We start from the raw sequence: 13,366 nt of genomic DNA on the forward strand, positions 1-13,366 counted from the left end.
TTAAACTTAAGATGCGATCTGTTTTTAGTGTTGACTTCAAAAAGACATAATCGTATAATACATCGCCATTTTAATTATCCCTGAAAATCTGGGTTCCACGTAAGGGTGTATAATGTATATAATTTTTGGTTGTGACGACGTCGGCGGTGCGCTGGCCAGGAATTTAAGTAAATCCGGCGAGGATATACTGGTAATCGATAATGACGAAACCGCTTTAGGGGGGCTGAAAGCCCCTAACATTCGTACGGTCATGGCGGACGTTCATACATTAGACTTGGTCTCGTTACCAGCAAAAGACGCCATAGCCTTCATCCTCCTGCAAAAAAATTTTGAAGATAATCTGACCGTGGCAAAACGCATCAAAAAATCATTTCCGGATAAATTTATATTGTCAAGGGCAACTGGCGAAAAGGAGGAGTCTGAATTATTAGGAAATGGCGTAGACCATGCTGTTCAAACAGTCAGAATCATTACAAACGCAATCTTTGGTGAACTGGAAACCGCAAAATTAAAAAGGTCTGTTTTCCATTTAGTAAGTGTTATCAAGGGAGCAACGAATAAAGGATTAGCAATTTTTTTACAGGACAATCCCGATCCTGATGCAATTGCATCAGGATTTGCGTTAAAGCGCATTGCTGAAAAATATGATATAAAATCCAACATTTATTATGGTGGAAATATTGGACGCCAGCAAAACAAGACGTTAGTCAATTTATTAGAAACCGATCTTGTTCGATTAAAAAGCCCGGACGAGGCGATGAAAATACTTAATGCTGTTGATAAAGCGGCGCTGATAGAGGCTTCTATTTCTTCAAAAAATAATATATTACCAACAGATATAGTTCCCAATATTGTTATTGACCATCATCAAACAGATTTTAACCTTGTAAAAGGGGAGTTTGTTGAAATATTACCAAAAATTGGCGCCACCTCCACTATCATGACAAGATATCTGAGACATCTGGATATTATCCCTGACCCGCCTCTTGCTACGGCGCTTCGTTACGGAATCAGGGTGGATACGTGTGGATTTACCAGAAACACGACCACCGAGGACCTTGAAGCGGCAGCTTACCTCTCGCCATTGCTGGATGTAGGTTTGTTGAACCAGATTGAAAATCCTCCCATGAGCGCAGAAACTATCGATATTATTGGTAGGACCATACGAAACCGGGAGGTCAGAGGTTCGTATCTGATATCTTTTGTAGAATTTATAACCAACCGGGATGCATTACCACAGGCAGCCGAATTAATGTTGCAGATGGAAGGTGTTTCTACTGTTCTTGTTTTTGGGATTGACAAAGACAAGGTTCAGTTATCGGCCAGAAGCGTGGATACAAGAATCAATCTTGCGTTTTTATTGCAAAAAGCATTTGGATTTATGAATGCCGGAGGACATGCCACTATGGCAGCAGGAAGCATAGACTTAGGCATTTTTGGAGATGTAACTGATAAGAAGTCACTTTTGAGAATTACCTTTGATGCCGTAAGGAAAAAGTTTTTCTCGGCTGTAGGGATAGACATAGAAAAGCGGGAAATACCGGATGAGTTAGAATTAATGGTTAGCAACAGTACTAAGAATTAACCGTAATAAGTATTTATTATATAGAAGGAGAAGGAATTATGGGAAGAGGGGTTTTTGGGGTTGGTTTAATAAGTCTTACAATTTTTTTGAGTTCTTGTGTTGCCACTCAAACACAAGTAAAGGAAGCGAAGGAACCAGAAGCAACGTTAGAAATGAAGGCAAAACCTTACAGGGAAGAGGTGAAGACCGGAGTGCCTATTCCTGTGCCAGTAGAGCCATCAGTCCCAGAAACCCCGCAGGCAGTTGAACCATCAGCTCCAGCAGTAAAAGCGCCAGAAATACCACAGGTTCCTGTGCCAGAAGCTCCGGGAGCTCCCAAAGTGGAAGAGCCGGAGATGCCAGAGGTTTCTGTGCCGGAAGTTCCGGAAGCCCCAGAAGTAGAAGAACCGGAGGCACCAGAGGTTTCTGTGCCGGAAGTTCCGGAAGCTCCAGAAGTAGAAGAACCGGAGGCACCAGAGGTTTCTGTGCCGGAAGTTCCGGAAGCTCCAGAAGTAGAAGAACCGGAGGCACCGGAGGTTTCTGTGCCGGAAGTTCCGGAAGCTCCAGAAGTAGAAGAACCGGAGGCACCGGAGGTTTCTGTGCCAGAAGCTCCGGAAGTTCCCAAAGTGGAAGCGCCGGAGGCACCACAGGTTTCCGTGCCAGAAGCTCCATCTCCTGAAACTGTAATGCCACCGGTAGAAGAGACAAAACCTGTAGAACCACCAGTAGAGCCAGAAGAAAAGACAGAGGCATTACCTTTAGAAAAGAAGGAATCTGCAACAGAGGGTTTGCAGCAATGTGCCACGTGTAATAAAGAGGTTGGGGAAGGGCATATTTGTGGTCTTACAACATATTGCCAGCAGTGCAAAGAAGAGGTGGGTGCTGGTCATATTTGTGATTTAACATTCTTTTGCCATGATTGTAAAAAAGAGGTTGGAGATGGTCATATTTGTGGGGTAACGACTTTTTGTCCAAAGTGCGAAGAAGAAGTTGGGCCTGGCCACATCTGTGATGTAACCTATTTTTGTTACGATTGCGAGAAAGAAGTCGGAGATGAGCACATTTGCGGTATCACCCACTTTTGTTTCACATGTAAGGCAGAAGCTGGAGAAGGACATGAATGCGGAAGGACTTACTTCTGTTTTGATTGTGAGAAAGAAGTGCCAAAGGATCATCAGCACGAATAGACAACGAAGCAATTATTTTTTGTTTATTCAAGGATAAATCGAGAGAGGCATGTTTGAGTGTCAAACATGCCTCTCTTATTTCATGGTACTTTCGATGAGTGAGGTGACTCTTCATTCCCCCTCAAAAGTTATCGGAAACGCATTTATCAACCAATATACTTCGCCTCCCATGATCTGTAAAATTCTAACATAGTCTTTGTTCCTTATAATGGTAATGCCGAAATGTTCTTTGGCCTTATTCCAAAGTACGTCTGTCCTCTCGTCGAAGTCATGTTACAAGAAACTCAGTTCTTCCCCAAAGTTCCGTGATGTTCCGGTAAAGACGCTGCTTGCGGAAGTACAGCTATTAGAGACCAAATTGAAAAATGAGAAGGTTGAAGCGGTCACAAATGAAAACTACGAAGTAGCAGCATTGCTCGAAAATCTCGTTGACCCCGTTAAAGAATTGCACGGCGAAGCGTTGCTACTTACGCTCGATGATGTCACTGATGATCGGTACAAAATTGAAGACCGCAAGCTAAGAATCTTATTGAATCTGGTAAGCGTTATGTTTCAACTGAAGAGTACGAGAAACTTGCAGAAGTCAATTCTCGACTTTGCGACCTTCTGCCACAGAAAGAGATTGATTCGAAAGAAACGCGCTACTTCACCGGAATATGTTGAGAGGGAGGTAAATATAGGGCAAGTCCTGTTTCTTGATTTTCAAAAGAAGTGATTTTTTCCTTGCAATTAAAAGGGTTTATAGGTAATACATCAGTGCATGACACTATTTCTCAGCAACAGAGAGCGAGGCGAACTGAAAAAGGTTCATAAAGAAGAGCATCTTAGACGTCATGCAGGCAGAATGAAAGCCATCCTCCTGCTTGACCAGGTTGGAGTTATGGGAAAGTTGCAGAGGCACTCTTATTAGACGGTCAAACTGTCAGAAATTACGAAAAAACATATCAGATTCTAATATCTATTACAATACTTACAAAAAGTTTAAAGATGCGTGTTTAAACTTTTTTGCAAATATTCGCCATTACAAAGAAAAACGCTGAGACTCGACGATTGTCTTAACTCCCGTATTTGTCGTTATTTTACCGGAGAGAGGCTTCATGGGCAGAAAACTTACTAAATTGACGCAACTCCATGTCGTAGCTATCACCTTGCTTATCCTTCTCATCTCTTTTGGTGTCTATTACATCTTTTATGTTTCCTCTCAAAAGACGTATTTTACGAATCGAAGTTTCCGTTTGCTTGCCGGCATCGGCAACCAAATGAAATTAACGATCGAGAATCTTGGTACCAGCTTGAAAAATGCTGCGAGCTCGGCGAAAAGTGTGCCTAAAGAGGTAAATTTAACATCAAAGGATTCTGTCGCTGAGTTTATACATGCCAGGGTCAAAGGATCCTTAAGTCTTGTTCCAAATCTTAAATTAACAGACTGCTCTCCCGAAGCTAATCCATCCGTAATTGAAGGAAACATCTCCAGTCCTGAGATACTTTTCAACACAAGACAGGAAGGGGAAACTTTTTGGTTGTACATCGACTATAGAGGATGGCTGTACTTTGACTATACAGGCAGCAAGGATGCGGGTTTCTATACAATAGAAATTCATGCCAGGAGTGATCTGAATGAACTTTTCGAACCATTTATCAGCCGGGGGGTGTTTGACGAGGTACTGCTGGCAGAAGAAGATGGAGGGGTGATTTTTCAACGGGCAAAATCAAAATTGAGCGTTGCGAAGCTGGGAAAGTTTCTGGATAAGGAAGGCGCGCAGAGCGAATTTACATCGATTAATCCACCCGCGAGCTTCTATGGCGTGCGTCTTGCAGGCACAAGTTACAACCTCTTTTTACAGCCTCTTCAAATCTCTTTATCTGGGAGTGGAACAACAGGCGATCAGGGAATTGTGAAGAAATGGGTCATCTGCGGATTGGTACGGTCTGATCGTTTTCATTCGGAAATTCATGCCATTCCCTACGCCATCCTGATTATATTCATATTTTTAGTCTTGCTCATATTCTTGAGTTTGCCTTTTCTCAAATTATGGTTCATGGGCCCTAAGGACAGGCTTCGTGCTTCCGATGTGTACTTTCTTGTTTTCTCTGTCTTCATGGGCAGTGCGTTATTGACTTTTGTTTTTCTTGACACCTATGCCTATGTTAACTTAAGGATGAAAACAGATGATCAATTGAAAAAATTTTCTGACAATATTTGCAAAAATCTTACCACGGAAGTGATCTATGTTCTCAGAGAACTTGGGATGCTAAACGATCAATTGGCTCATGATATTGAAGAGCTCGAGAATTTAAAAGAAAAGGAAAATGTGAGGAAAGCTACTGATATTCTGGATCGGATGATTCATCGTGATGACCCGTATCCCTACCTCAACATGGCATTTTGGACCGATAGTGGAGGGCAACAACGTATTAAATGGAGTGTGAGAAAACACACAACACCATTTATTAATGTTTCGTCCCGGGACTATTTTAAGAAAGCGAAAGAAGACCATCTTTGGGAAATAACAGACAGAGAGAAAAATAAAAAGTACCGGTTCTGGCTGGAACCGATCTATTCCTTGAATACCGGAGAGAACACGGCAATCCTCTCGATGCGCATGGCCGAAAATAGTCCCGCATGGGTAGCAAGTATTGATACTCGGCTTTTGTCGCTTATCCAAACCGTTTTACCCCCCGGCTTCGGATATTGTGTTATCGAGAATGATGGAAAAGTGCTATTTCACTCCGATGAGACAAGGAACTTGCGTGAGAATTTTTTTGAGGAGTGCGACAACGACCGGTTGCTTCTTTCCGCAGTGTTCGGCCGAAAGAATGAATTTGTCAACACCCAGTATTTGGGCAGGGGGCACCGACTCTATGCGCGTCCGGTTGACGATTTTCCCTGGTCCCTTGTTGTTTATCGGGACAAGCAAATTCTGGGAACTGCTAACCTTGATATCCTCAGTATTTCCGTGATTCTCTTCGTATTTTATTCACTTGGGCTGTTTATCATCTTTGGGTTGATTTATCCACTGAATGCAGGCGATCAAGCCAGGTGGCTGTGGCCCGATAAAAATCAGGCGGGCAGTTATAATCTGTTGCTTATCATCAATTTTCTGTTCTGTGTTTTGTTGTTCAGAGAGATATTGACATCGCATGGATGGCGAATCTTTTTCTCATCTCTCGCGTTTCCTTTCCTTGGGATGGTTCTGGCCGCTTTGATTTTGAAAAAAGGGCCGATCCTGGGAAAGAGGATTGAAGTCTCTGTAGTTTTCAAACAATGGAATTTACTCCCTTATCGTGCGGGATATGTATTCATGATGTTTTCTCTTTTAATACTGATTGGCGTTCTTCCCTCATTTGGCTTTTTTAAAATCATCCACGATGCGGAGATGAAACTTCTTGTTAAGCACGGACAGTTCAATCTTGCCGTTGGCTTGAAGGAACGATTTGGACGGGTAAAAGACCGTTATGATACTGTTACCATTAGTGGTCAAAAGGCAGATTGGTTAGAGAAGCGGCTGAATCTCAAATGGGACGTCTATGATTCATTTTTCTTCGATACATCTGTTCGGGAAACTGAATGCCCTTTCAAGAGAAATAGGATATCGCATGGTTACTTCCGCTGGTTTCTTACCAAAACCAGGCCTCTTTACAATCAAACCTCAGTCGAACTCAGTGGATTGACCCCCGATGCCTCTGCGGATGAGTTATGGCAATGGGAAAAAAGTTCCTCTGCAAGTTTGTTTCTGTGTAGAAAAGGATATGACCGGGGAGGCAAGAAAGACAGCTTCCTCCATATCAGTTCCACAATCCCTATTCTGGAAATACCAAAGAACCCTTTATGGTGGATAGGACCGATGATCCTTTTGGCTATCCTTTTCTTTGTTGTCCGTTCCATGGTGCAGAGAGTTTTTCTCCTGAATCTGGATGAGCCGTTGTCTTCATACAACGGGGATTTGAGTTTTAAAAGCATTTCACAGAATCTTTTCGTACTGAGATCTCCATTTGCCGGCGGAAGTGAACTTTTGAAAAGAACAGAGTTTACCCTGATCGATTTACGGGAAGTAGCAAAAGAAGAGGGATGGTCTGAGACATTCACGTATGAAGAAGTTCTAACCGGGAAAGATACGGTAATTGTCATTGACCATCTTGAGTACAGGATGAACGATTATCAGTGTAATCTTGAAAAACTTCAGTTGCTGGAAGAACTCCTCGTGTATGGCAGAACCATGATTGTTTCGTCTATGGTTGATCCGGCGAATTTCTGTTTCAAGGCTGGAGCCAGAGATGATCGCACAGGAAAGACCAGGGCTGAAGATAATCAGATGGATCGCTGGACAGCAGTTTTAAAATCCTTTGTAAAAATTTCTATCGAGGATACAGGGACTCCCGAAGATTTTCTGAAAGATATGCATCGGGAACAGATGAAGATTTTGTCCGATGCAAGAGATAAGAGGATGAGAAAACGTCTTACCGGCTTATTCCATGTCGTGAACAGGGAATGCCAATCAAGGATATACCTCCAGAATATCGGTAAAGAAATTACAAAACAGATCAAATTCAAACAGCTTACTCCTCAAGAGCTTCTTCAACAAATATCTGACCGGGCTTGCACGTATTATCATGCAATTTGGGCTCTTTGTTCGAGAGATGAAAAACTTGCCTTATTTTATCTTGCGCAAGACGGGCTTTTAAGTTTTACCAATCACGATATTCGGAGATTGATGAGGAGAGGCCTCATTGTCAGAGAACCGGGTCTCCGTCTTATGAACGAGAGTTTTCGGCGATTTGTTCTTTCGGAAAGCCATCCGGACCAAGTTGTAGCCTGGCGGAAAGGGGCAAGGAGCAGCTGGGATACCCTGAAAGGCCCGTTATTGATGGGATTGATGGGTGTAGCCTTGTTTATATTTATAACGCAGCAGGATGTCTTTAACTCAACCGTAACTCTTTTATCAACATTTACTGGCATGTTGCCTGTCCTTTTTAAACTAATCGGACTGTTTCAGCGAGGTAAGATCGGCAGCAGTGCAGAAGTTTAAATACAAATGTCTGTTCTATCTTTTTGTTGAACAGAGGGCATTGGTTTGTTAAAATATCTCCCGATTAATCAAATTTAAGTATACGAAGGTATACACAGAAAAAATGTTATTGCGGGAGCAAAGCGACGAAGCAATCATTTGCATCAAAAAGACTGAAGATTGCTTTGCCATTGCATGACGACTGAATTTACGCGGGGTTTTGGCCGTACTGGTACAATCCTAAGGAATCTTGCAAGGTGGCCTCATATCTATCAATTAAAGCCAGATTACTCATATTTGCGCTCTGCATTGCGCTCATTCCTATTGCTATAATCACAACGGCATACTATTTTCACTCCAGAAATGCTTTAAAGTATCAGATCGTTGAAAAGTTGAAGGCAGTTGCTGAATCGAGAGAGCGCCATATCCTATCTACTATGGAGAGAATGAAGGTTCGGGCCATCGATTTCAGTTCCGATGGGATTATAAGAAGTGGCATTGAGAAAATAGTCCACGGAAGGTCTTCTAAACCGGATGCAATAATTCGCTTAAATGCATACCTCAAAAAAAACAAACTGCCACTATACTCACATCGCCTCCTGGCAATAATCCTTGTTGACAAGGTGGGTAAGGTTATCTCATCTACCAATGAGAAGTTCGTTGGTAAAGATTTTTCTGGCCAGGATGTATTTGTGCAAGGCATACAGAAGAGCTATGGTGAAACATGCGTTGGCCAGCCACAGTATTTTCCTGACCTTCATGAAAACTGTATATTTACCTCCGCTCCGATTATATCTAAGCATGGCGCTGAGACACTGGGCGTTATTATTAACGTCTATAATCTTATAACCCTGAATGAGATTACAACGAACCCTGTGGGAATGGGTGAGACCGGAGAGGTCTGTCTGGTCAATGAAGGCAAGATAATGTTTACTGAATCGCGGTTTCTGGAGGATGCTCCGCTGAAGCTGGCAGTAGATTCAGAACCGGTCCGCAGGATTATAGAAAAGGGTGAAGAGATGGTTGGTATTTATAAAGATTACCGCGGCCAGCCTGTCGTTGGTGTCTCGAAGTATTTACCCGAATATAAATGGATTCTTTTAACCAAGACAAATAAGGCAGAGGCGTTTGCGCCATTAAAGACGTTGGGTATTATCGCCCTGATTTTAGGGGCTGTTAGTGCTGCTGCGGTTACAAGCTTCGGAATCGTCTTTGCTGTTTCAACGTCACGCCCCATTAAAGATTTGACGAAGGCAACAGAGCGGTTCGCCCGTGGAGACTTAGGGCATAGAGTAAAGATAATACGCAAGGACGAAATCGGTTTCCTGGCAAACAGTTTTAATAGTATGGCTGAAGAACTGGCGCGGGTAATTAACGAACACAAGCGGGCGGAGAAGGAATTAAAGCATTATTCAACTGAGCTTAAGAGGAGTAATGAGGAACTGCAGCATTTTGCCTACGTTGCTTCTCATGATCTGCAGGAGCCCCTCCGTATGATATCTAGCTATCTTCAATTGATAAAAAGAAGATACAAAGGCAATCTCGATGCAGACGCAGATGAATTCATTCATTATGCAGTGGATGGGGCCAATCGCCTGCAAAAAATGATTAATGGCTTGCTCGAATACTCACGCGTGGATACCCACGGTAAATCATTCGAGTTGGCAGATTGCGAGGTTGTCCTTCAGCAGGCCCTGACCAACCTGAAAGTAGTGATTGAGGAGAGTATTGCTACAATTACCCATGATCCTCTTCCAACTGTTATGGCTGATAGTTCACAGCTTTTGCTTGTGTTCCAGAATCTCATAACCAACGCCATCAAATTCCGTGGTAATGAACCTCCGCGCATCCATATATCAGCCCAACTTAGGGAAAACGAGTGGATATTTTCCGTGCATGATAATGGCATCGGTATCGAGCCTGAATATTATGAGCGACTTTTTGTCATCTTCAGGCGCCTGCATAGCAGAGAATATCCTGGTGTTGGTTTGGGTCTGTCGATATGCAAGAAAGTTGTAAAACGGCATGGCGGAAGAATCTGGCTGGAATCGGAGCCAAGAAAGGGCTCAACATTTTATTTCACAATTCCAGGTAAGAGATGCTGAAACAAGTTCAGCATGACATATTATACAATGAATTTCAAAGTAATGGCACGGCGCTAAAAATCCCCCTTTTTTAACCAGGGGGGTTTATGTTGAGAATGATTAACTTGATTCTATAGGAATTTTCATTTTAACCTGTCATCTATGAAAAAGCATGTCAAGAGGATAGAAATTATCTGAATATTTGGAGGAGAGAAAAAAACAATTATGAATAATGAAGGAGTAGTTAGATCAATTGAAATTCTGCTGGTAGAGGACAGTCCCGGTGATGTCCGGTTGACTCGGGAGGCTTTAAAGGAAGCCAAGATGCGAAATAATTTACATGTTGTTGGTGACGGAGTCGAGGCTATGTCTTTTTTGCGAAAAAAGGACAAGTATGCCAATGCGCCCCGCCCTGATCTTATTTTGCTTGATCTGAACCTGCCGAAGAAAGATGGACGCGAAGTACTCGCAGAAATAAAATCAGATGAGGATCTGAAGAACATCCCCGTGGTAGTTTTGACCATCTCAAAATCAGAAGAAGATATCCTCAGGTCGTATAACCTCCATGCAAATTGTTACGTTACCAAACCGATTGACTTTGACCAGTTTACTACCGTAGTAAAGGCTATCGAAAATTTCTGGTTTACTATAGTAAAATTACCTATGAAAAGATAACATGGGAAAAAAATGTATAAAAATTCTGCTGATTGAGGATAACCCAGGCGATGTCCGGTTAATACAGGAGATGCTGAAGGAGGCTGGCGCTGCTCAATTTGAGCTGGAGCACGCCGACCGACTTTCATCAGGGTTGGAGCGCCTTAACATGAGAGAGTTTGACGTGATACTACTCGACCTCGGACTTCCGGAAAGTTATGGGCTTTCCACGCTCGTCAATATCCTTCCCTGGGCACAGAAGTTACCAATCGTGGTGCTTACCGGGAGTATTGGCGATGAAACGATCGGTATTGAAGCTGTCCAAAACGGGGCGCAGGACTACCTGACAAAGGGGCAACTGGATGGCAAAACGTTGATCCGTTCCGTACGTTATGCCATCGAGCGCAAGCGTATTGAAGAAGAACAGAGAAAACAACGCGACCATCTTGAATATCTTAACGGTAAACTCATTACCCTGAACAAAGAGCTGGAGTCATTCAGCTACTCTGTATCTCATGACCTGAGTGCGCCTTTGAATCGTATCATAGGTTTTTGTGATATCTTATTAAGTGACTATGCTGATAAACTTGACCAGCAAGGTAAAAATTATCTTCACCGTGTGATTACGGCCAGCCAGCATATGGTAAAACTTATTAGAAATATGCTGGATCTTGCCCGCGCAACCCGCAGTGAGATGCACAATGAGACAGTGAATCTGAGTGCACTGGTGAAGCTGCTTGCTAAGGATCTCATGGAAAGGCAGCCGGAACGTAAGGTAGAGTTTGTTATTGCTGAAGGATTGACTGCCAGGGGTGATCCTGGGCTGTTACGGATAATGATTGAGAACCTGCTGGGTAATGCGTGGAAGTTTACTCAAAAGCATCAAAATGCAAAAATAGAATTTGGGGTGGCACAGTATGATGGAAAATCAGTTTATTTTTTGAGAGACAATGGTGTAGGTTTTAAAATGGACATTGCCGATAAATTATTCAATGCATTCCAGCGTCTGCACTCATCAACTGATTTTGAAGGTACCGGTATCGGATTGGCTACCGTGCGGCGCATCATCCATCGCCATGGCGGTCAAATATGGGCTGAAGGTGAGGCGGACAAGGGTGCGACGTTTTATTTTACATTAGTGTAATGATAGCAAAATGGCGACTAATATGAGAAAAACAGGAATAGATATCATAGGTGATGTGCGATGGGGCACTCATTTTTGCCAATTTTATCAAACCAAAGAAGATTTAACTGATATTTTAGTGCCTTACTTCAAGACGGGATTGGAAAGTAATGAGTTCTGTATGTGGATTACCTCGAAGCCAGTTACTGTTGAAGAAGCTAAAGGTGCGATAAAAAAGGAAGTACCTGATTTCGAACAATACCTAATAAGAGGTCAGATAGAAATCATTCCGCATACAGAATGGTATCTCAAAGATGGCGTTTTTAATCTCCAGAGAGTCCTCAATGGATGGGTTGACAAGCTCAACCGAGCCCTGGCAAGAGGTTACGAGGGTATGAGAATAACAGGGAATACGGCCTGGCTTGAAAAGAATGATTGGAGGAATTTTGCTCATTATGAAGAAGAGATAGACAATGTTATCAGTAAATACAAGATGATGGCCATTTGCAGTTATTCACTTGATACTTGTGGAGTATACGAGATCATCGATGTGGTTCGCAATCATCAGTTCGCCCTTATCAAGCGCGAAGGCAGGCTGGAGCTTTTTGAAAGCTCTGAGCGCAGGCGTGCAAAGGAAGCGCTAAGAATATCTGAGGAAAAGTACCGCATTTTATACGAGACTATTAGAGACGGGATTGTGGCTACCGATATGGATGGGCGCATCCTTGAGTGCAACCAGGCGTATGTAGATATGCTTGGGTATTCGAAAGACGAGATAACGAAATTAACCTACCACCAGCTTACACCGGAAAAGTGGCACCAGATGGAATTCGGGATAGTAAAAGAACTGATTATTGGAAGAGGTTATTCCGATGAATATGAAAAGGAATATAGAAAAAAAGATGGAATGGTGTTTCCGATATCCATCAAGGTTTGGCTGATGAAAGATGAGTATGGTAAACCGAAGGGGATGTGGGGCATTGTTCGAGACATTACTGAGCGCAAGCATGCAGAGGACGAATTGCGGGAGCAACGCGACTATCTTGAATATTTCACCAGCCAGCTCACCGCTGCCAATAAGGAGTTAGAGGCATTTAGCTATTCTGTATCGCATGACCTCCGGGCGCCGTTGCGGAGTATAAACGGCTTTTGTAAAGTACTTATGGAAGATTATGCAGATAAGCTGGATGCACAGGCAAAAAATTATCTCCAGCGTGTGAGTGCCTCCAGTGCATGTATGGGGCAACTTATTGAAGACCTGTTGAATTTGTCCCGTATAACACGCAGAGAGATGTGTTATAAAACAGTTAATTTAAGTGCGATGGTAAGATCGATTGCGAATGAATTGCAGGAGATGCAGCCGGAACGAAAAGTGGAGTTTATTATAGCTAATGGGTTGGTCACCAATGGCGATTCCAATTTGTTGCGGATAGCGTTTAAAAACTTGTTGAGTAATGCCTGGAAGTTTACCAGAAATCGCCAACAAGCACGAATAGAATTTGGTATTACACCGTGTAACGAAAAATCGGCGTATTTCGTTCGTGACAATGGCGTTGGTTTCGACATGGCATATGTCAATAAACTGTTTGGCGCATTCCAGCGTCTGCATATGGCGACTGAATTTGAAGGCACTGGCATTGGGCTGGCTATCGTCCAGCGCATTATTCACCGCCATGGTGGCCATATCTGGGCCGAAGGCAAAGTGGATAAAGGAGCAGTTTTTTATTTCACGATTTAAGATTTCAGAT

General features: G+C 42.9%; 8 protein-coding genes. All 8 read left to right on the top strand.

Going from position 1 to position 13,366, the window contains the following annotated elements:
• The first annotated feature begins 112 nt into the window (after window positions 1–112).
• The 8 genes from BROSI_RS10135 (at window position 113) to BROSI_RS10170 (ending at window position 13,356) form a co-directional block, all read left to right on the top strand.
• On the top strand, window positions 113–1,585 hold the full coding sequence (locus BROSI_RS10135) for a DHH family phosphoesterase (RefSeq protein WP_052563654.1): 1,473 nt from the start codon (window positions 113–115) through the stop codon (window positions 1,583–1,585).
• Window positions 1,586–1,623: 38 nt separating this feature from the next.
• Window positions 1,624–2,751 (top strand): hypothetical protein, encoded by a 1,128-nt coding sequence (locus tag BROSI_RS19850; RefSeq protein ID WP_052563656.1) that lies wholly within the window; start codon window positions 1,624–1,626, stop codon window positions 2,749–2,751.
• 229 nt (window positions 2,752–2,980) lie between these two features.
• A complete protein-coding gene (locus tag BROSI_RS10145) occupies window positions 2,981–3,466 on the top strand; it encodes a hypothetical protein (protein WP_052563658.1) in 486 nt (161 codons plus the stop codon).
• A gap of 382 nt (window positions 3,467–3,848) precedes the next feature.
• Entirely contained in the window at window positions 3,849–7,778 is a 3,930-nt protein-coding gene (locus tag BROSI_RS10150; protein ID WP_052563660.1) for a cache domain-containing protein, read from the top strand.
• A gap of 236 nt (window positions 7,779–8,014) precedes the next feature.
• Window positions 8,015–9,862 carry a sensor histidine kinase gene (locus BROSI_RS10155; protein WP_052563662.1) on the top strand — a complete coding sequence of 616 codons (1,848 nt, stop codon included), beginning with the start codon at window positions 8,015–8,017 and terminating at the stop codon, window positions 9,860–9,862.
• 204 nt (window positions 9,863–10,066) lie between these two features.
• Window positions 10,067–10,516 carry a response regulator gene (locus tag BROSI_RS10160; protein WP_052563664.1) on the top strand — a complete coding sequence of 150 codons (450 nt, stop codon included), beginning with the start codon at window positions 10,067–10,069 and terminating at the stop codon, window positions 10,514–10,516.
• A 1-nt stretch (window position 10,517) separates the two neighbouring features.
• Window positions 10,518–11,639: a sensor histidine kinase gene (locus tag BROSI_RS10165; RefSeq protein WP_052563665.1), complete on the top strand. Its 1,122-nt coding sequence runs from the start codon at window positions 10,518–10,520 to the stop codon at window positions 11,637–11,639.
• Window positions 11,640–11,661: 22 nt separating this feature from the next.
• Window positions 11,662–13,356, top strand: coding sequence for an MEDS domain-containing protein (locus tag BROSI_RS10170; protein ID WP_052563667.1), 1,695 nt, complete (start codon window positions 11,662–11,664; stop codon window positions 13,354–13,356).
• Window positions 13,357–13,366: the final 10 nt, after the last annotated feature.

The sequence above is a fragment of the Candidatus Brocadia sinica JPN1 genome, from assembly GCF_000949635.1.
Classification (GTDB): domain Bacteria; phylum Planctomycetota; class Brocadiia; order Brocadiales; family Brocadiaceae; genus Brocadia; species Brocadia sinica.

What these genes read in the sequence shown, in the direction of transcription:
- BROSI_RS10150 (WP_052563660.1), top strand. Translation starts at nt 3,849, where the DNA reads ATGGGCAGAAAACTTACTAAATTGACGCAACTCCATGTCGTAGCTATC.
- BROSI_RS10135 (WP_052563654.1), top strand. Translation starts at nt 113, where the DNA reads ATGTATATAATTTTTGGTTGTGACGACGTCGGCGGTGCGCTGGCCAGG.
- BROSI_RS19850 (WP_052563656.1), top strand. Translation starts at nt 1,624, where the DNA reads ATGGGAAGAGGGGTTTTTGGGGTTGGTTTAATAAGTCTTACAATTTTT.
- BROSI_RS10165 (WP_052563665.1), top strand. Translation starts at nt 10,518, where the DNA reads ATGGGAAAAAAATGTATAAAAATTCTGCTGATTGAGGATAACCCAGGC.
- BROSI_RS10160 (WP_052563664.1), top strand. Translation starts at nt 10,067, where the DNA reads ATGAATAATGAAGGAGTAGTTAGATCAATTGAAATTCTGCTGGTAGAG.
- BROSI_RS10170 (WP_052563667.1), top strand. Translation starts at nt 11,662, where the DNA reads ATGAGAAAAACAGGAATAGATATCATAGGTGATGTGCGATGGGGCACT.